The organism is Leifsonia sp. Root4 (genome assembly GCF_001425085.1).
Lineage (GTDB): Bacteria > Actinomycetota > Actinomycetes > Actinomycetales > Microbacteriaceae > Microterricola.
In genome coordinates this window covers 1,188,509-1,206,857 of the sequence record NZ_LMDN01000001.1, presented here as the reverse complement: position 1 = coordinate 1,206,857, position 18,349 = coordinate 1,188,509, and the positions used below count along the sequence as shown (strand labels likewise).

Here is an 18,349-nt window from a genome sequence, read left to right as displayed (position 1 = left end):
ATGGGCCGTCGATCGGCCGAAGCAGGATTGGAGGGAGCCACGTGAGAGTCTTCGACGCGCATGTGCACATGTGGGACACCGCGGTGTTCCCGCTCCCCTGGCTCGCCTCCGTGCCTATTCTGGCCCCGCGCTACGACGTCGACGATGTGCACTCACCCCTCGCCGATGGCGTGATCTGCGTACAGGCCGGAGACACCCTGCTCGAAGCCGAGTGGCTGCTCGAGCGGGCCGCGCGGTTCCCCGGCATCGACGCGGTCGTGCTGCAGTATGCCGCAAGCGATGAGACCGGGGCCTGGGCCGGCGTCGTGCACCCCGCAGTCGCTCGCTCGCTGGAGAACGGCGGCCCCGTCGTCGGCGTGCGCATCCCGGCACGCGGCGCCTCGGACGACCTCACCGCGATCCCCGGCATCGACGCGCTCTGCTCCGGCCTGGCCGCCAATGGTCTCGTGCTCGAGCTGCTGCTGCGGCCCGCGCAACTCCGCTCCGTCTCACGCCTCGCCGAACGCCACCCGGCGCTGACCATCGTGCTCTGCCACATGGGGATCGGCCAGGATCCGATCGAGGTGGGCTGGGAGGCCGAGCTGGCCGCTGTCGCGGCGCAGCCAACGGTGAATGCGAAGATCTCCGGCATCCTCTCTCTGGCGGATGACGACAGTCGCCCAGACGCACCGGGGCGCATCGTGCGCGCCGCACTCGACTCCTTCGGGGCGGAACGGCTGCTCTTCGGCAGCGACTGGCCGATGTCGATGCGCACCGGGCTGGACTACGCCGGGGTTCTCCGCCGCATCGACGCCGAGCTGGCGCACTGCACGGACGAGGAGCGGGAACGCATCTTCGGCGAGACCGCTCGCTCCGTGTACGGCCTCAGGCAACCGGTGCCGGCCGCCGCGACCACATTGGAGTTCGGGCAATCCCGGCCCCGATACGGCAGACGCGATAGCGTGGCCGAATCACCCATGACGACATTCACGCAACGCGACGGTAGGTTGAATTGATGAGCGACGCAGGCTACACCTCTCTGAGCCTGGACCGAGGTCTGCTCTCGGACCGGGTCTACGCGCTGATCAAGACCTCGATCAGGAACGGCACCTTCGAGCCGGGTGCGCAGTTGGTGGAATCCCAGCTGGCGCGCGAGCTCGAAGTCAGCCAGGCGCCGGTGCGTGAGGCGCTGAAGCGCCTCATCCACGAGGGCGTTGTCACGCACGTTCCGCACCGGGGCAGCTTCGTCACGGCGTTCAGCGAAGAGGAGGCCGAGCAGGCGCGCACCGTGCGCATCGCGCTCGAGGGCCTCGCCGCCTCGTTGGCGTGCGGCCAGCTGAACCCCGCGGCGCACGACGCACTCGCGGACGCCATCGACCAGATGCACGAGGCGGCATCCGCCGGTGACATCGCCGGGTTCCGCGAACTCGACCTGTTCTTCCACCGCACGGTGATCGAACTGAGCGGCAACGTGTACCTGCCGCGAATGTGGGAGCAGATCGAGCCGAGCATGCGCTCGCTGCACGTTGTCTCCGACCCCAACTTCGTCGGGGACTGGCACCAGGTCGCCGAGACGCACCGCGGCCTGCTGAGCGCGCTCGACGGTGGTGACCCGGAGACCGCGGCACGACTGTTCCGCGCCCACTCGGACGGCCACGCGCTCGTCGGCGGGCAGCTCGCCACCAGCTGAGCACCGCTCCGCTGCGCGCCGCGTCGGTTGAGCCTGTCGAAACCCCTCCGCCCCCGCTGGTCGCGCCTGTCGAAACCCTGCCAGCATCGGTCGCGGATCCTGAGTTTGCCTTGGATTGGGCTGCCGCCTTTCGCGACGCTGCGCGCCGCGCTGGTTGAGCCTGTCGAAACCCTCCACGCTGGTCGAGTAGGCCGTCTACGGCCGTATCGAGACCGATGTCCGTGCGAACGCTCCAGCCCGTGAGGTTTCGATACGCTCGTTCCTCGCTACTCAACCGGCAAGCTGTTCCGAGACCCCCCGTTGGTTGAGCCTGTCGAAACCCTCCACGCTGGTCGAGTAGGCCGTCTACGGCCGTATCGAGACCGAAGTCCGTGCGACGGCTGCGGTCCGTGAGGTTTCGATACGCTCGTTCCTCGCTACTCAACCAGCAGGCAGTCTTCCGTTGGTTGAGCTTGTCGAAACCCACGCTGGCAAAGAAGAAGGGCCGACTCTCGCGAATCGGCCCTTCTGCGTTCAGCGCTGACGTTCAACGCCCGGCGATCACCAGTCGTGGATCGTGCCGTCGAGCTGCAGCCGGTTGACGGGCAGGTACGCCGGCGCGTACTCGAAGCCGGCGGCCAGCTCCTCGTTGTACTCGACGCCGAGGCCGGGGTTCGTTCCCGGGTGCAGCAGGCCGTTCTCGAAGCTGTAGCTGGTCTCGAAGACCTCCAGCGTGTCGGCGGGGTGCTTCATGTACTCCTGGATGCCGAAGTTGTGGATGGCGATGTCGAGGTGCAGCGCCGCGGCCATGCCGACGGGTGAGATGTCGGTCGGGCCGTGGAAGCCGGACTTAATCTGGTAGACCGCCGCGAAGTCCATGATCTTCTTCAGTGCGCTGATGCCACCGGTGTGCGTGACGGCGCTGCGCACGTAGTCGATCAGCTGCTCCGTGATGAGCGTCTGGTAGTCGAAGACGGTGTTGAAGACCTCGCCGATGGCGAGCGGCGTCGTCGTCTGGGAGCGCACGCGGCGCAGCGCCTCCTGGTTCTCGCCCGGCGTGCAGTCCTCGAGCCAGAACAGCTTGTACGGCTCGAGCGACTTGCCGAGGATGGCGGCCTGGTTGGGCGTCATCCGGTGGTGTCCGTCGTGCAGCAGGGGGAGCTCGTAGCCGAACTCCTCGCGCACGGCGGCGAAGACGCTGGGGATGTGGTTGAGGTAGGCGGCGGTGTCCCACTCCTCCTCGCTCGGCACGGACGTGCGCTTGGCCGGTTCGTAGTCGTAGCGCTGGCCGGGAGCCTGGTCGCCTGCGACACCGTAGACCTGGCCGAGCCCGGGAACTCCGGTCTGGATCCGGATCGCCTTGAAACCCTGGTCGAGGTGGTTCCGGATCGAGGTGAACAGCGAGGGGATGTCGGAGCCGGAGGCGTGCCCGTAGGCGAGCGCACCGGTGCGGGAGGCACCTCCGAGCAGCTGGTACACCGGCTGCCCCGTGATCTTGCCCTTGATGTCCCACAGGGCGACGTCGACGGCGGCGATCGCCGCCATGGTGACGGGGCCGCGGCGCCAGTACGCGCCACGGTAGAGGTACTGCCAGGTGTCCTCGATGTTCTGCGGGTCTCGCCCGATCAGCATCGGGATGACGTGCTCAGTGAGGTAGGCGACGACCGAGAGCTCGCGGCCGTTCAGGGTCGCGTCGCCGAGGCCGGTCACCCCATCCGAGGTGGTGATCTTCAGCGTGACGAAGTTGCGTCCCGGACTCGTGACGAAGACTTCTGCGCGTTCAATGGTGCTCACGGTGCTTCTCTTTTCTTCACTGACTGTTCGTGTGTCGGTATGGGTGGGGCGGATGTCGGCTCAGGCTCTGCGCGCGTACGCCGCCAGCGGCAGCGTGTGGGCGAGGTCGATGATCGTCTCCGTCGCCTCGTCGATACCCAGGCGGTGTTCGGCGACGAGCTTCGAGAGGTATCCGGCATCGACCCGGCGGGCCAGGTCGTGCCGCGCCGGGATGGAGGCGAAGGCGCGCGTGTCGTCGACGAAGCCGCTCGTGTTGTAGAAGCCGGCGGACTCGGTGACGAGTTCGCGGAAACGCATCATGCCGTCCGGGGAGTCGAGGAACCACCACGGGGCGCCGAGCTTGACGGCGGGGTAGGCGCCGGCGATCGGTGCGAGCTCCCGGGAGTACACCGTCTCGTCGATGGTGAACAGGATCAGCCGGAAGCGCGGCTCGAAGCCGAAGGCGTCGAGCAGTGGCTGCAGCGCCCGGGTGAACTCGACGTTCTGCGGGATGTCGAAGCCCTTGTCGGCGCCGAACGCCCGGAAGTTGGGAGCGGAGTGGTTGCGCGCAACGCCGGGGTGCAGCTGCATGACGAGACCGTCCTGCACCGACATCCGCGCGCTCTCGAACAGCATGTTGGCGGCGAAGGTGGCCGCGGCGGCCGTGTCGACCGGGCCGCGGAGTGCCTCGGCGAAGATGCGGTGGGCCTCGATGGCGTCGAGCGGTGTCGTGTCGGCGCTGAGGTGGCCGTGATCCGTTGCCAGGCCGCCGGCGGCGACGAAGGCGAAGCGGCGCTGCTGCAGCGCCTCGAGGAAGCTGGGGTAGTCGACGATGTCGATGCCGCTCACCCCGGCCAGCGCCTCGATCTCGCTCCGCCAGTCTGCACGGTCGGGGTAGAAGACGCTGTCTGGGCGGAACGTCGGGACAACCCGCTCGCCCCAGCCCTCAGCGGCGAGCGCCGCGTGCTCGGTGAGCGCGGAGTGCGCGGCATCCGTCGTGCTCAGCATCTCGATGTTGAAGCGATCAAAGAGCGGCCGAATGTGCCACTCCGGCCGAGCGAGGGTCTCGGAGAGCTGGTCGTAGATTGCGTCGGCTGTGGCCGCGGACGGCGCTTCGGTGATGCCGAAGATCAGGGAGAGCTCGTGTTCCATCCAGTAGCGGGTGGGGGTGCCGCGGAAGAGCTTCCAGTTCTCGGCGAAACGACGCCAGACCATGCGGTGATCGGTCTCGAAACCGCCGCCGTCCAGCGGCCGCACGCCGAGTTGCTCGTGTGTGATGCCCTGGGAGACCAACATCCGCAGCAGATAGTGGTCGGGGATGATGAACATCTCGGCCGGGTCGCCGAACGCGTCGTTGCGCAGGATCGCGCCGACGTCGATGTGGCCGTGCATCGAGATGATCGGCAGATCGGCCACGGCCCGGTAGAGCTCCCGCGCGATGCCGCGCTGCGTGGGCTCCGCCGGCAGTGCGCGATCGGGGTTCACGCCCCAGGGTTCCGATGACACGACTCTGCCTCCTCGTTGAATGCAACAACTCTTGAGCGTGTTTCAGGCGAATGTGCTTCGATGCTTCGACGCATTCTCGCGGCCGCTCACCGTTAACATACCGAATTTCCGAGGGAGTTGGCGCAAATTCATCCGATCTCTGTGCCGTCAGCCGCGCGCTCACGTGGCCGAACTTGACGAAATCATGAAAAGGTTTGCAGAATGGGAGCGTGCCCACGGTGGGCGCAGCGCGACACACGCAGGGCGGTATGGACATGGCTGTGACGATTCGCGATGTTGCCAAGGCCGCCGGGGTGTCGATCTCCACCGTCTCGCGAGCCCTCGCGAAGCCGGATCAGGTCGCGGAGGCGACGCGAGTGCACGTGCGGGAGGCGGCCAGGACGCTGGGCTACCGGCCGAGCCCGGCCGCCCGCGGTCTCATCACGGGGCGCACCGGCAACATCGGACTCGTCGTCCCCGACCTCGAGAACCCGTACTTCGCGTCGATCTGCAAGGGCGTGCAGGCGCGGGCGCGAGCGGCCGGTTATGCGGTGTTCATCGCCGACTCGGACGAGGATGCCGCGGTCGAGGCCGAGATCGTGCGCAGCCTGGCGAAACAGGTCGACGGCGTCATCCTCTGTTCGGCACGTGGCGGCGACGACGCCGTGCGTGCCGTGGCTGAGGAACACCCGGTGGTTCTCGTGAACCGCACGGTCGATGGTGTTCCGTCGATCGCATTCGACAACGGCGGCGGCGTGCGGAGCGTCATGGCCCACCTGCTCGCCCTCGGCCACCGCACCATCGCGTACGCGGCGGGCCCGACCAGCTCGTGGTCGAACACGGTGCGCGTTGAGGCCATGCGCGCGGTCGCGGCGGCGTCGCCCGAGCTCGAGCTGCTCGAGTTGGGCAACTTCCCCCCATCGTTCTCCGGCGGGCTGCAGGCCGGTGACCTGGCGATCGCGAGCGGTGCGACCGCCGTCGTCGCCTTCAACGATCTCGTGGCCGTCGGGCTGATCGACCGGCTCCGGCAGCGTGGCGTGGGCGTTCCGGAGGCCATGAGCGTTGCCGGCTTCGACAACGTCCCCGTCTCGACCCTGGTGTGGCCGAACGTCACCACCGTCGACTGCCCCCGGGTGCAGATGGGGCGCGCCAGCGTCGATCTGCTGCTGGACACGGTGCTCGGCCGGGCCGGAACGCCTGTGGTGCCCGTGCTCGGCACAGAGCTCATCGTGCGGAACTCCACCGGCGTCGCACCGCGGCGCTGACACCCCACCGCGCACCCGCGCAGCCTGACACCTGACCACGAGGAGACCCGTGACCGCAGCACTCCGCCTCTCGAGTGAGACCCTCGCCCGGCTCCAGCGCCCCGGTACGGCCGTCGAGTTGCCGCTTCTGACCGCCGACGAGCTCTCGCTGGGCATCGTGCACTTCGGCATCGGCGCGTTCCACCGCGCCCACCAGGCCGTCTACACCGAGCGAGCAGCTGCGGCCGAGGGCGAGACGCACTGGGGGATCCTCGGGGTGACCGGACGAACGGATGCCGTCGCCCTCCAGTTGCAGCCGCAGGACTGCCTCTACGGCGTGCTGGAGAAGAGCGCGAGCGACACGCGACTCCAGCTGGTCTCCTCCGTGCGCGACGTCGCCTGGCCCAGGCGGGACTCGGAGCAGGTCGTGGCGACGCTCGCGGCGTCGACTACGCATCTGGCCACCCTCACGATCACCGAGAAGGGCTATCTGCGCGCACCGGACGGCCGCATCGACCTCTCACTGCCGGCCGTGGTGCACGACCTGGCACTGATCGACGCCGAACTGAGCGGCGCCGCTCTCGAGTCTGGCGCTGACGGTGGCGGGGCCGCGTCGCAGACGCCGATCGGCCTGCTCGTGCGTGGCCTGGCCCGTCGCCACCGCAACGGCGTTGGCGCCTTCTCGGTGGTGTCCTGCGACAACATGGTCGACAACGGCGGCGTCACGCGCCGCCTCGTGGAATCGCTCGCTGCTGCGCTGCCAGCCGGGGCGGAGGCCGCGGCCTTCCGCCGGTGGTTGGCGGCATCCGTCACCTTCCCGTCGACGATGGTCGACCGGATCGCCCCGGCGACGACGGACGCCGACCGCGCGGAGGCGCTCGAGCTGCTCGGGCTGCAGGATGACGCCCTCGTCGTCGCCGAGCCGTTCTCGCAGTGGGTGATCGAGGATGACTTCGCCGGGCCGCGCCCCGCTTGGCAGAAGGCCGGCGCCATCCTGACGGAGGATGTCGCGCCCTACGAGATGGTGAAGTTGCGCACCCTGAACGCGACGCACTCCCTGTTGGCTTGGCTCGGCGCGCTGAGCGGCCACCGCACGATCGCGTCCGCGGTTGGCGACGAGCGGCTGCGGGCTCTGGCCGTCGGCGTCATCGACGATGACATCCTGCCGACCCTCACCGCGCCTGCCGGTATCGATCTGGCGGAGTATCGCGACAGTGTTCTCGAACGCTTCGCGAACCCGAGCCTCGCGCACACGACCGCGCAGGTTGCGATGGACGGCTCGCAGAAACTGCCTGTACGCATCCTCGGGACCGTCGCGGATCGGCTTGCCGCCGGGGCGACGCCGCGTGGGTTGGCGCTTGTCGTCGCAGCGTGGATCGGCTACGTCGCGGCATCGACCGCGCCGGGCGGGCACACGCTGGACGATCCGATCGCCGCGCAGCTGCAGAGCACGGTTGGGTCGGAGACGGAGCTCCGCGAACACCCGGATGCCGTCGTCGGGCGGATGCTCGCTCTCCCCGCGGTGTTCCCGGCCGAGGTGGGCGACTCGCTGGCGTTCCGCGAGGCCGTCGTCGCGCAGCTCGTTACCGTGCAGCAGCTGACCGGCTCGCGCGCGACTGGCTAGCGCGACGGGCGCGGCTGGCCGTGCGGCAGCCGACTCTGCGTCGGCCGGCGGGGCCTAGAAGCCGTACGCCACCGTCGACGCAAGAGTGCCGGTGCGGAGGCCCTCGAGAACGAAAAGCTCGTGTGGCACGACCGGCGTGGGCAGGGCATCCAGCGGGAACCAGGCCAGGGCTGCGGCCTTCTCCTCCTGCAGCTCCGGGGTTCCGTGCCATTCGCGGCAGGCGAAGAAGAAGTCGACGCGTTCGTCGATTTCCTGTCCGTTGCCGTGGGTGCGGTGCATCGCGGTGAGCGGATGCAGCATCGAAGCGTCGATCGAGACGCCGAGCTCCTCGCGGGCCTCGCGGGCTGCGGCGGCGAACACGGATTCGCCTGGCTCCACGTGACCGGCCGCGCCGGAGGCCCAGTGCTCGTCGTAGTAGCCGGTGCCCCGGCGCAGCTGCAGGAGCACCTCATCGGGGCCTGCCGTGTCGGCCCCTGCGTACAGGCTGCCGGAACCGGCGCCGGCGCCCGGGCGCAGCAGGAAGACGTAGGCCGCCGGAATCACCTGAAACCGCCCGTGATCGCTCATGACACCAGCCTACGGTCACCCGCAAGAGGCAGGACAGTTTTGCTGGTCGAGTAGCGAGGAACGAGCGTATCGAGACCTCGCGGGCTGGAGTCTTCGCATGTGCGAGGGTCTCGATACGGCGCTAGCGCGCCTACTCGACCAGCATGGATCTCACGCCCCAGTGTCGGCGGATCCGCTCAGGGCTTCGCGTGCGTCGCTGCTCCTTCGTCGCGGCGCCGCTCGCTCGAGCCAGCGTGAGTTCCCACGCTGGGTTGCGAGCGTCGTGCATCTTCACGCTGGGTTGCGAGCGTCGTGCATCCTCACGCTGGCTCGAGGGAGCAGCCGAGGAACGAGGCCGCCCCCGAAGCCCTGAGCGTCTGATCGGATCGGGTCGCCCGGGTCTCGAGACGGCCGCGGGCGGCCTACTCGACCAACGTGCCGGCAGGGTTTCGACAGGCTCAACCAGCGAGGGGTTCGACGTGCTCAATCAGCGAGGCGAGGAACGCAGAAGGGCCCGGTCGCGAACGACCGAGCCCTTCCGTGCAGCGGGCGACTAGTAGCCGACCACCGGGCCGAAGGCGTCGGCGAGCGGCGAACGGTGCGCGGTGCGGAGCTCCTCGAGCGGAACGTGGAACTCGCCCTGGATGTCGAGGCCGTCGGTGCCGGCATCCGTCACGCCGATGCGGAGAACCTCGTACTCGCGCCCCTCGCAGAGGCCGCGGAACTTGACGTCGTCCTCGCGCGGAACGCTGACGATCACGCGGCCGGTCGACTCGGAGAACAGTGCGGTCGCCGTGTCGACGCCGTCGCGCTCTGCGAGGTCGCCGAGCCAGACGCGGGCACCGACACCGAAGCGCAGCACGGCCTCGGTGAGGGCCTGGCCGAGGCCGCCGTCTGCGAGGTCGTGTGCGCTGTCGATGAGGCCCTCGACGGATGCCGCGTGCAGCAGCCCGGCCAGGCGGCGCTCTGCCGCGAGGTCCACGGCCGGCGGGCGACCACCGAGGTGGTCGTGGATGACGCCGGCCCATGCCGAGCCGTCGAGCTCGAGCTTGGTCGTGCCGAGCATGTAGATGTTGTGTCCGTCGTCCTGCCAGCCGGAGGGGATGCGGCGGGCGACGTCGTCGATCACACCGAGCACGGCCACGACGGGCGTGGGGTGGATGGGGGAGTCGCCGGTCTGGTTGTAGAACGACACGTTGCCGCCGGTCACGGGAACCTCGAGCTCGAGGCAGCCGTCGGCCAATCCCTCGACGGCCTGGGCGAACTGCCACATGACCTCGGGGTTCTCCGGCGAGCCGAAGTTCAGGCAGTCGGAGATGGCGACGGGAACCGCGCCGGTGGTAGCCACGTTGCGGTACGCCTCGGCGAGGGCCAGGCGGGCGCCCTGCTTCGGGTCGAGCTGGCAGTAGCGACCGTTGGCGTCGGTGGCGACGGCGAAGCCGAGGCCGCTCTCCTCGTCCACGCGCACCATGCCGCCGTCATCCGGGAAGCTGAGGGCCGTGTTGCCGAGCACGTACTTGTCGTACTGGCTGGTGATCCAGCTCTTGTCTGCGAGGTTCGGGCTGCCGACGAGCTGCAGCAGCTGGGCGCGCACAGCTGCGGCATCAGTTGGCCGGGGCAGAACGGATGCCGTGTCTGCCTGCAGCGCGTCGAGCCACGTCGGGTAGGCGACCGGGCGGTCGTAGACGGGGCCGTCGACGGCGACCGTGTTCGGGTCGACGTTGACGATCTCCTCGCCGTGCCAGTTGATGACGAGGCGGCCGGTGTCGGTCACCTCGCCGAGCACGCTGGTCTCGACATCCCACTTCGCGACGACGGCGAGGAAGCCCTCGAGCTTCTCGGGTGTCACGATCGCCATCATGCGCTCCTGGCTCTCCGACATGAGGATCTCCTCGGCGGTGAGCGTTGGGTCGCGCAGCAGCACGTTCTCGAGGGCGATGACCATGCCGCCGTCGCCGTTGGCCGCGAGCTCGCTCGTCGCGCAGCTGATGCCGGCGGCGCCGAGGTCCTGGATGCCCTCGACAAGCTCGTTCTTGTAGAGCTCGAGGCAGCACTCGATGAGCACCTTCTCGGCGAAGGGGTCGCCGACCTGTACCGCGGGGCGCTTGGTCGGCCCGCCCTCGTCGAAGCTGTCGGAGGCGAGGATCGATGCGCCGCCGATGCCGTCGCCGCCGGTGCGGGCGCCGAAGAGCACGACCTTGTTGCCGACGCCCTTGGCGTTGGCCAGGTGCAGGTCTTCGTGGCGCAGCACGCCGACCGCGAGGGCGTTGACGAGCGGGTTGGCCTGGTAGACCGAGTCGAAGTAGGTCTCGCCACCGATGTTCGGCAGGCCGAGGCAGTTGCCGTAGAAGGAGATGCCGGAGACGACGCCGTGCACGACGCGGGCCGTGTCGGGGTGGTCGATGGCGCCGAAGCGGAGCGCGTCCATGACGGCGACGGGGCGGGCGCCCATCGAGATGATGTCGCGAACAATGCCGCCGACGCCGGTTGCTGCGCCCTGGAACGGCTCGATGTAGCTGGGGTGGTTGTGGCTCTCGATCTTGAAGGTGACCGCCCAGCCCTCACCGACGTCGACGACGCCGGCGTTCTCGCCCATGCCGACCATGAGGTTCTTCTTCATGGCGGGGGAGACCTTCTGGCCGAACTGCCGCAGGTAGTTCTTCGAGCTCTTGTAGGAGCAGTGCTCGCTCCACATCACCGAGTACATGGCGAGCTCGCCCGAGGTGGGGCGGCGGCCGAGGATCTTCTTGATCTGCTCGTACTCATCGGGCTTCAGGCCGAGGGCGCCGTAGGGCTGTTCCTTCTCGGGCGTCGCAGCGGCGTTCTGTACGGTGTCGGCGACACCGCGCACAGACGTGTTGGCGGGGTTTTCGGTCACGAGTGGCGCTCTCCCAATGACAATGGCACGGCCCGAGACAGGCACGGCTGGTGGATGCAGGCTCCGCTCAGTCTACCGTTTGGCTCTGGGCCCGACGCCCGGGTCGTGCCCGGCCTCCCGCCTAGGCTGGATGGGCCGAATCCCGGCACAACGAAGGAGCACGATGGTTCACTCACACGCCGGTCTCGCACTCGCGGGGCGCCCGACCCGCACGCGCCGATCGGGGGCGCTGCTCGCCGCAGCACTGCTCGCCGTGGCCGCGCTGCTCGTGCTGAGCGGCTGCTCAAGCAAGCCGGCCGTCGTGGCCTCCGCCGAGGCGGCATCCGTGGATGTCGCGGCCACCGTCACCGTCAAGGACATGACGTTCACGCCGGCGTCGGTCACCGTGAAGCCCGGCCAGGCCGTGACGTGGATCTTCGATGACGGCGTCGTCGAGCACGACGTGGTTGCGGCCGACGGCAGCTTCGTGAGCGAGATGATGACGCAGGGCAGCTACACACACGTCTTCACCGAGGCCGGCACCTTCGACTACAGCTGCAGCCCGCACCCCCGCATGGGCGGGGTCGTGATCGTCGAGTAGCGCGACGCGCAGCGTCGCGAAAGTCGGCGGCCATCACCTAGGCAACCTCGACATCTGCGCACGGTGCTGGCTCTGGAAGGCCGCCGACTGCGCCGCGCCTACTCGACGTCCCCGGTGTCGACCGTGTGCGCGATGTGCGCCCGTTCGCCATCGTGGCTGAGAATCGCCAGGATCTCGACCGCTGCGCCGTGCGCGCCGATCGCGTGCGGGATCATCGTGGAGAACTCGGCCGCGCTTCCGGCCTCGACCAGGATCAGGCGCTCGCCGAGGCGCAGTTCTGCGGTACCGGAGAGCACCGTGAACCAGTCGCGGCCCGGGTGCACGGCGAGATCCCCCGTCGGCGGTGCCGGCTTCGTCATCCGCATCTTCGCGACCGTCATCTCGTGCGGACTGCGCTCGCGGGCGAGGGTCCACACGGTGGTGCCGCGCTGTTCGTGCACGTGCGGACGGATGACGACGTCGTCGTCGTTCGGCGATTCGACGAGCTGATCGAGCGTGGTGTCGAGGGCGCGGGCGATCGGCACGAGCTGGTCGAGGGCGATCCGGCGCTGCCCCGTCTCGATCCGGCTGAGGTTCGATGGGCTGAGGAAGCTGCGCTCGGCGAGGGTGTCGAGCGACCAGCCCTTGGCGAGGCGGAGCGCCCGGATCCGGCGGCGGATGAGCGCGTCGATGTCGACCTCGGCCCCAGTCGTGGGGTCGGAGTCGTGGTTGTGCGCATCTTGCTGCATAGGCAAGAGTCTATGTCGGAGCCGCAGGGCGCGCCTAGGCTGATTGCATGACCGCGCCCCACTCGCACACCCACGCCCACGACGATGCGTCCATCGCCGAGATCCTCGATCTGGACGCGGTCGTACTGACGAGCACCCTCGGCGACATCACCACGTGGGTGGGCGAGCGCGTGCGCTCGCCGCAGCGGATCCTCGACGTCGGAGCGGGCAGCGGCGCAGGCACGGTCGCCCTCGCCGAGCGGTTCCCGACCGCCCAGCTGCTCGCGGCCGACCGATCCGCCGGCATGCTCGATCGCGTGCGGGGTGCGGCGGCCGCTGCCGGAGTGGCAGGGCGGGTGTCGACCGTGCGGATGGACTTCGACGGCGCGTGGCCGGAGCTCGGTGCCGTCGACCTGGCCTGGGCGTCGGCCTCCCTACACGAGCTCGCCGATGCGGCGCGGGCGTTTGGGGTGCTCGCTGGGGTGCTGAGCCCGGGCGGCCTGCTCGTCGTCGTCGAGATGGACGGCCCCCCGCGCTTTCTCAGCGGTGGCGAGAGCACAAACGGGAGCACAAACGCGGGCACAAGCGCGGCGGAGAGCGGCGATGGTGCGGCGGAGCTCGAGGCTCACATCCACGAGCTGCTCGCCGAGAAGCGCTCGCCGGCTCACGACCACCCGGACTGGAGCGACGGCATCGAGCGGGCCGGTTTCACCCGCATCGAGAAGGCATCGTTCGTCGTCGACCTGCCGCTCGAGCCGGATGCCGTGGGCGGCCGCTACGCACAGGCTTATCTGCGCCGGCTGGCGCCCGTCGCGGTGCCGCGGATGACGGCATCCGAGCGCGCCCTGTTCGAGCAGCTCATCGCCGACGACGGTCCGCTGAGCCTGCGCCGCCGCGGCGATCTGCGGCTGCGCACCGGCCGCACGGTCTGGGCCGCGCGGAGGCCCTAGCGGCGCCGGCCTGCAGCCCGCCGCGAGCAACGCAATGGCCCGTGTTCGGCGCGGTGGCCCATGCGCGAACGCGGGCCACTGCGCCCAACATGGGCCATGGTCGAGCGGGCTGCTAGCTCCAGCCGCCGGGAGGGCCGGCGATGAGCAGCACGGTCATGATGCCGGCAATGCCGATGACGAAGATGCCGACGAGCGCGGCCGTGTGGTTGAGGAACCAGCGCATGGTGCTGTCGATCCAGTGCTTGTCGCGCGGGTCGTCGCTGGTCTCCTTGCGCCACGGGCCGTCGAGGCGCCCGGTGCGGTCGGCCCAGATGTCGAACGGCACGGTGGCGTACGGCACGATCGCCGTGATCACGCCGAGGATGATGAGCGGGATCGACCAGCGCTGGTTCACGCCGACGAGCACGGCGGTGAATGCGTAGGTCAGGAACACGAGGCCGTGCAGCGAGCCGGCAATCAGCACGGGCAGTCCGCCGGCATCGAAGCCGTACTTCAGGATCATCGCGGTGATCAGACCCGTCCAGGTGATCGCTTCGGCAATGGCGAGTGTGCGGTAGAACAGGCGTGGTGACACGGCGGATGGCTCCAAAGATCGGGGGATGCTCCCATCATCGCAGCCGCGGCTGGGCGATCGCATGCGTCGAAAGTTCGAATCGGGCTGTGTGAATGCTGTGCGGGCCACCGCCGTTGTCTTGACTGAATCAAAACAACTGCTACGGTGGAGTCATGACGTCGGATGCCGCAACCACGAGCCCAGAGGAGCGTCTGCGCTCCGCCGGGCTCAAGGTCACGGCCCCCCGCCTCGCGGTGCTCGACGTCGTGCAGCACCCTGGCCACCGCAGCGCCGAGGACATCTTCGGCGCCATCGGCACCGCGCTGCCGAACAGCTCGATGCAGGCCGTCTACGGCGTGCTCGCCGCGCTCGAAGGCGCTGGCCTCCTGCGCAAGATCGAGCCGGCAGGCTCGCCGGCGCTGTACGAGAACCGCATCGGCGACAACCACCACCACCTCGTCTGCACCGGCTGCCAGGCCGTGCAAGACGTGGACTGCGTCATCGGTGAGGCGCCGTGCCTCACCCCGCACAGCACGCACGGCTTCGAGATCCAGACGGCCGAGGTCACCTTCTGGGGCCTCTGCGCCGACTGCCAGGCCGCCCGCGCCGCAGCAGAAGCAGCAGAAGCGCGAACAGAGCCGCAGTAGCGCGGCATCCGCACCCGCAGCACCGCCCCGTCACCGGGGCAGTATTCGGCGCGCCAGCGCGCCCCACGAACGTATCCGCCCTACCGAACACCACACAGAACCGAAACAGAGTAAGGAAGCCATGTCGGAATTCACGACCACGCAAACCGGAACCCCCGTCGCCAGCGACGAGCACTCGCTCACCGCCGGCCCGAACGGCGCGACCGCGCTGCATGACCGTTACCTCGTCGAGAAGCTCGCCCAGTTCGCCCGGGAGCGCGTGCCGGAGCGTGTCGTCCACGCCAAGGGTGGCGGAGCATTCGGCACCTTCGAGGTGACGGAGGACGTCTCGGCGTTCACCCGTGCCGCCGTGTTCCAGCCGGGTGCGAGCACCGAGACGCTGCAGCGCTTCTCGAGCGTCGCCGGCGAACAGGGTTCGCCAGACACCTGGCGCGACGTGCGCGGCTTCTCGGTGAAGTTCTACACGACGGAGGGCAACTACGACATCGTCGGCAATAACACCCCCGTCTTCTTCATTCGCGACGGTATCAAGTTCCCCGACTTCATCCACTCGCAGAAGCGCATGCCGGGCTCCGGCCTCCGCAACTCCGACATGCAGTGGGACTTCTGGGGCCTCTCGCCCGAGTCCGCCCACCAGGTCACCTACCTCATGGGCGACCGCGGCCTCCCGCGCTCGTGGCGCGAGATGCCCGGCTTCGGCTCGCACACCTACCAGTGGATCAACGCAGCCGGCGAGCGCTTCTGGGTCAAGTACCACTTCACCTCGAACCAGGGCAACGTCGAGATCGACGCGGCTGAGGCCGAGCTCATCGCCGGCGCGGATGCCGACTACTACCGTCGCGACCTCTACGAGGCGATCGAGGCCGGCAACTTCCCGTCGTGGGATCTGCACGTGCAGGTCATGCCCTACGACGACGCGAAGCACTACCGCTTCAACCCCTTCGACCTCACCAAGGTCTGGCCGCACGCCGACTACCCGCTGATCAAGGTCGGCACGCACACGCTCAACCGCAACCCGCAGAACTTCTTCGCCGAGATCGAGCAGGCCGCCTTCTCGCCGGCGAACACGGTTCCCGGCATCGACATCAGCCCCGACAAGATGCTGATGGCCCGCGTCTTCAGCTACCCGGACGCCCAGCGTTACCGCGTCGGCACCAACTACAACCAGATCCCGGTGAACGCGCCGCACGCGGCCCCGGTCCACAACTACTCGCAGGACGGCGCGCAGCGTCACGGCTTCAACGCGCCGACCGTTCCCGTGTACGCGCCGAACAGCGTCGGTGGCCCGGCCGCGGACGCCGCAGCCGCCGGTGCCGGCAGCTGGGAGAGCGACGGCGAGCTCGTGCGCACCGCCGCCACCCTGCACTCGGAGGATGACGACTTCGGCCAGGCCGGAACGCTCTACCGCGAGGTCTTCGACGACGCCGCCAAGGCGCGTTTCGTCGACACCCTCACCGGTCAGGGCAGCTCGATCACGGTCGAGGACATCCGCGAGCGCTTCTTCCAGTACTGGACGAACGTCGACGCCGAGCTCGGCGCCACGCTGCGCGTGACCGTCGCCGCGGTCCTCGCCCTCTAAGCACCACCCCGCACCACCCAGCACCACCCCGTGTCACCGTCGTGGTGACGCATGGGGCATCCGGTCGTCTTCGCGACGGCCGGATGCCCCGCCACCCACGCCGTCCAATGGAGCTCTGCGTTCACTCGAAGCCACCAGCACCTCGCGGGTGGAAAGGAGCAGCACATGAACTCGAACATCACCGATCCCGGTACGCCCGCGGCATCCGACGGACTCGACATGCAGCAGCGCGCGATGGGCAGCGCCGGCCAGGTCGCCGCGCTCCTCGATGAGCCGTACCGCGGCGACGCCCAGCAGATCGCGATGGGCTCGGCCGGCCAGAGTCTGCTCGCCGCCGTGCGGCGCGACGTCGGCGGCTACGTGTCGGGCGCGACGGCGGGCGCCGCGCAGCCCGGCGGCTACGTCAGCTCAGACACCGCTCGCCTCGTCATCGCGAACAGCTACGTGAACGCCGCCCCCGCTGTGGTCGGCGCCTACGTCACCACCTCTGCCGTCTAGTCACGCCCCGCGCTACGCCGGCTTCCTGCACGTTGGGCTCGAGCGAGCGGCGTCTCTCTGCACGATGGCTTGAGCGAGCGGCGCAGCGACGAAGGAGCAGCGACGCCCGCGAAGCCCTGAGCGGATGCGTGAACCCTCGCTTCGCCATCCGTGTCTGGCGGTGTCAGGGCTTCGGGCGCGGCCTCGTTCCTCGGCTGCTCCCTCGAGCCAGCGTGCGGATGCCGGCCGCTCGACCTTCTTCGCGCCGATTCCGGCCGCTCGGCGTCTCTCTGCACGATGGCTTGAGCGAGCGGCGCAGCGACGAAGGAGCAGCGACGCCCGCGAAGCCCTGAGCGGATGCGTGAAACCGTCGCTCGGGCATCTGTTCCTGGCGGTGTCAGGGCTTCGGGGGCGGCCCCGTTCCTCGGCTGCTCCCTCGAGCCAGCGGGGTTGCCCTGCCCGGAAGCGCCAACACGATGCGCGCTCGGCCGGAGTTTCGGGTGGCGCGCCGCATCCATCGCCCGCAACTACGGAGTGTCGACCGAAACACCGGCCGAGCGCACACGCCGGCGGTGCCGACGGATGCCGGAGCTGGGCCGGAACGCAACAGCGCCCGACCCCTGAGGAGCCGGGCGCTGCGTGACGCTGGTGGTGCGAACGCCTAGGCGTTGACGAGAGCCTGCTTGATCACCGAGGTGAAGAAGCCGAGGCCGTCGATGCCGGAGCGCATGGCCACATCGGTGTCTGGACCGAAGCCGGCCTCGACCGCGTGCTCGGGGTGCGGCATCAGGCCGACCACGTTGCCGCGGGCGTTGCGCACGCCGGCGATGTCGTTCAGGGAACCGTTGGGGTTCACGTCGACGTAGCGGAACATGACCTGGCCCTCGCCCTCGAGGCGCGCGAGCGTCTCGGCGTCGGCGATGAATCCGCCCTCGCCGTTCTTCAGCGGGATGGTGATCTCCTGGCCGACCGCGAAGTCGCTGGTCCAGGCGGAGTCGGTGTTCTCGACGCGCAGCTTCTGGTCGCGGCAGATGAAGTTGCCGTGGTCGTTGCGGATCAGGCCGCCGTCGACGAGGTGCGCCTCTGCGAGCATCTGGAAGCCGTTGCAGATGCCGAGTACGGGCATGCCCTTGTTCGCGGCGTCGATGACCTCGGTCATGATCGGCGAGAGGCTGGCGATCGCGCCGCAGCGCAGGTAGTCGCCGTAGCTGAAGCCACCGGGAAGCACGAGGGCGTCGACGCCCTCGAGGCTGTGCGAACCGTGCCAGAGGGCGACGGGCTCCGCGCCGGCGAGACGCACGGCGCGCTGGGCGTCGCGGTCATCGAGCGAGCCCGGGAAGGTGACGACGCCGATCTTCATCAGTGCGTCTCTCCGGCCGGCGTCTCGTAGTGGATGCCGACGACGTCTTCGATCACCGAGTTCGAGAGGATGTCGTTGGCGATCGCCTCGACCTCCGCGCGCACGGCGTCGGTGACGGGGCCGTCAACGGTGATCTCGAAGCGCTTGCCGATGCGCACCGAGCTGAATCCGTCCTTGCCGATTCGGGCGAGGGCGCCGGCTACGGCCTTGCCCTGCGGGTCCAGCAGTTCGGCCTTCGGCATTACTTCGACGACGATCGTGGGCACCGTGATTCTCCATCCGGAGTCGAGAGGGGTGG

General features: G+C 69.0%; 17 protein-coding genes. 9 read left to right on the top strand and 8 right to left on the bottom strand.

The window, feature by feature from the left end; genetic code table 11:
• The first annotated feature begins 41 nt into the window (after window positions 1–41).
• Both ASC66_RS05505 and ASC66_RS05500 read left to right on the top strand, forming a co-directional pair.
• Window positions 42–995 (top strand): amidohydrolase family protein, encoded by a 954-nt coding sequence (locus tag ASC66_RS05505; protein WP_157509652.1) that lies wholly within the window; start codon window positions 42–44, stop codon window positions 993–995.
• On the top strand, window positions 995–1,669 hold the full coding sequence (locus ASC66_RS05500) for a GntR family transcriptional regulator (protein WP_055835673.1): 675 nt from the start codon (window positions 995–997) through the stop codon (window positions 1,667–1,669). The genes ASC66_RS05505 and ASC66_RS05500 overlap by 1 nt, the downstream gene beginning before the upstream one ends.
• A gap of 540 nt (window positions 1,670–2,209) precedes the next feature.
• On the opposite strand, the gene manD is transcribed toward ASC66_RS05500, so the two are convergent.
• Entirely contained in the window at window positions 2,210–3,442 is a 1,233-nt protein-coding gene (gene manD, locus ASC66_RS05495) for a D-mannonate dehydratase ManD (RefSeq protein ID WP_286145576.1), read from the bottom strand.
• 60 nt (window positions 3,443–3,502) lie between these two features.
• Window positions 3,503–4,927, bottom strand: a complete 1,425-nt coding sequence (gene uxaC / locus ASC66_RS05490; RefSeq protein ID WP_055835670.1) for a glucuronate isomerase — start codon at window positions 4,925–4,927, stop codon at window positions 3,503–3,505.
• A gap of 254 nt (window positions 4,928–5,181) precedes the next feature.
• Here uxaC and ASC66_RS05485 point away from each other — a divergent pair, with 254 nt between their 5' ends.
• Both ASC66_RS05485 and ASC66_RS05480 read left to right on the top strand, forming a co-directional pair.
• Complete coding sequence (locus ASC66_RS05485; RefSeq protein WP_055836414.1) at window positions 5,182–6,171, top strand: LacI family DNA-binding transcriptional regulator; 990 nt, start codon at window positions 5,182–5,184, stop codon at window positions 6,169–6,171.
• A gap of 49 nt (window positions 6,172–6,220) precedes the next feature.
• A complete protein-coding gene (locus tag ASC66_RS05480) occupies window positions 6,221–7,774 on the top strand; it encodes a mannitol dehydrogenase family protein (protein ID WP_157509651.1) in 1,554 nt (517 codons plus the stop codon).
• Between the two features lie 54 nt (window positions 7,775–7,828).
• On the opposite strand, the gene ASC66_RS05475 is transcribed toward ASC66_RS05480, so the two are convergent.
• Together ASC66_RS05475 and purL are read right to left on the bottom strand one after the other, a co-directional pair.
• Window positions 7,829–8,341 carry an NUDIX domain-containing protein gene (locus tag ASC66_RS05475; RefSeq protein ID WP_055835665.1) on the bottom strand — a complete coding sequence of 171 codons (513 nt, stop codon included), beginning with the start codon at window positions 8,339–8,341 and terminating at the stop codon, window positions 7,829–7,831.
• 532 nt (window positions 8,342–8,873) lie between these two features.
• The gene (gene purL, locus ASC66_RS05470) at window positions 8,874–11,198 is read right to left on the bottom strand and encodes a phosphoribosylformylglycinamidine synthase subunit PurL (RefSeq protein WP_055835662.1); all 2,325 of its coding nucleotides are present in this window, start codon (window positions 11,196–11,198) and stop codon (window positions 8,874–8,876) included.
• A 163-nt stretch (window positions 11,199–11,361) separates the two neighbouring features.
• On the opposite strand from purL, the gene ASC66_RS05465 reads away from it, so the two are divergent.
• Complete coding sequence (locus ASC66_RS05465) at window positions 11,362–11,778, top strand: plastocyanin/azurin family copper-binding protein (protein ID WP_082492032.1); 417 nt, start codon at window positions 11,362–11,364, stop codon at window positions 11,776–11,778.
• Between the two features lie 98 nt (window positions 11,779–11,876).
• Here ASC66_RS05465 and ASC66_RS05460 read toward each other — a convergent pair whose 3' ends face one another.
• Complete coding sequence (locus ASC66_RS05460; protein WP_055835659.1) at window positions 11,877–12,506, bottom strand: helix-turn-helix domain-containing protein; 630 nt, start codon at window positions 12,504–12,506, stop codon at window positions 11,877–11,879.
• A gap of 47 nt (window positions 12,507–12,553) precedes the next feature.
• Here ASC66_RS05460 and ASC66_RS05455 point away from each other — a divergent pair, with 47 nt between their 5' ends.
• Entirely contained in the window at window positions 12,554–13,435 is an 882-nt protein-coding gene (locus tag ASC66_RS05455) for a class I SAM-dependent methyltransferase (protein ID WP_055835656.1), read from the top strand.
• Window positions 13,436–13,547: 112 nt separating this feature from the next.
• Here the strand turns inward: ASC66_RS05455 and ASC66_RS05450 are convergent, their stop codons facing one another.
• Window positions 13,548–14,009 carry a DUF3817 domain-containing protein gene (locus ASC66_RS05450; RefSeq protein ID WP_055835653.1) on the bottom strand — a complete coding sequence of 154 codons (462 nt, stop codon included), beginning with the start codon at window positions 14,007–14,009 and terminating at the stop codon, window positions 13,548–13,550.
• A 152-nt stretch (window positions 14,010–14,161) separates the two neighbouring features.
• Here ASC66_RS05450 and ASC66_RS05445 point away from each other — a divergent pair, with 152 nt between their 5' ends.
• The 3 genes from ASC66_RS05445 to ASC66_RS05435 all read left to right on the top strand — a co-directional run bounded on the left by ASC66_RS05445 (window position 14,162) and on the right by ASC66_RS05435 (window position 16,712).
• On the top strand, window positions 14,162–14,635 hold the full coding sequence (locus ASC66_RS05445; RefSeq protein WP_055835651.1) for a Fur family transcriptional regulator: 474 nt from the start codon (window positions 14,162–14,164) through the stop codon (window positions 14,633–14,635).
• A gap of 121 nt (window positions 14,636–14,756) precedes the next feature.
• A complete protein-coding gene (locus ASC66_RS05440; RefSeq protein ID WP_055835648.1) occupies window positions 14,757–16,214 on the top strand; it encodes a catalase in 1,458 nt (485 codons plus the stop codon).
• Window positions 16,215–16,379: 165 nt separating this feature from the next.
• A complete protein-coding gene (locus ASC66_RS05435) occupies window positions 16,380–16,712 on the top strand; it encodes a hypothetical protein (RefSeq protein ID WP_055835646.1) in 333 nt (110 codons plus the stop codon).
• A 640-nt stretch (window positions 16,713–17,352) separates the two neighbouring features.
• On the opposite strand, the gene purQ is transcribed toward ASC66_RS05435, so the two are convergent.
• Both purQ and purS read right to left on the bottom strand, forming a co-directional pair.
• On the bottom strand, window positions 17,353–18,051 hold the full coding sequence (gene purQ, locus ASC66_RS05430; protein ID WP_055835643.1) for a phosphoribosylformylglycinamidine synthase subunit PurQ: 699 nt from the start codon (window positions 18,049–18,051) through the stop codon (window positions 17,353–17,355).
• Window positions 18,051–18,317, bottom strand: a complete 267-nt coding sequence (purS, locus tag ASC66_RS05425) for a phosphoribosylformylglycinamidine synthase subunit PurS (protein ID WP_055835640.1) — start codon at window positions 18,315–18,317, stop codon at window positions 18,051–18,053. The genes purQ and purS overlap by 1 nt, the downstream gene beginning before the upstream one ends.
• Window positions 18,318–18,349: the final 32 nt, after the last annotated feature.

Bases quoted from the DNA above. Each gene is read 5' to 3' on its own strand.
- ASC66_RS05440 (WP_055835648.1), top strand. From the start codon at position 14,757: ATGTCGGAATTCACGACCACGCAAACCGGAACCCCCGTCGCCAGCGAC.
- ASC66_RS05475 (WP_055835665.1), bottom strand. From the start codon at position 8,341: ATGAGCGATCACGGGCGGTTTCAGGTGATTCCGGCGGCCTACGTCTTC.
- ASC66_RS05465 (WP_082492032.1), top strand. From the start codon at position 11,362: ATGGTTCACTCACACGCCGGTCTCGCACTCGCGGGGCGCCCGACCCGC.
- ASC66_RS05435 (WP_055835646.1), top strand. From the start codon at position 16,380: ATGAACTCGAACATCACCGATCCCGGTACGCCCGCGGCATCCGACGGA.
- ASC66_RS05455 (WP_055835656.1), top strand. From the start codon at position 12,554: ATGACCGCGCCCCACTCGCACACCCACGCCCACGACGATGCGTCCATC.
- ASC66_RS05445 (WP_055835651.1), top strand. From the start codon at position 14,162: ATGACGTCGGATGCCGCAACCACGAGCCCAGAGGAGCGTCTGCGCTCC.
- ASC66_RS05500 (WP_055835673.1), top strand. From the start codon at position 995: ATGAGCGACGCAGGCTACACCTCTCTGAGCCTGGACCGAGGTCTGCTC.
- ASC66_RS05460 (WP_055835659.1), bottom strand. From the start codon at position 12,506: ATGCAGCAAGATGCGCACAACCACGACTCCGACCCCACGACTGGGGCC.
- purQ (WP_055835643.1), bottom strand. From the start codon at position 18,051: ATGAAGATCGGCGTCGTCACCTTCCCGGGCTCGCTCGATGACCGCGAC.
- ASC66_RS05485 (WP_055836414.1), top strand. From the start codon at position 5,182: ATGGCTGTGACGATTCGCGATGTTGCCAAGGCCGCCGGGGTGTCGATC.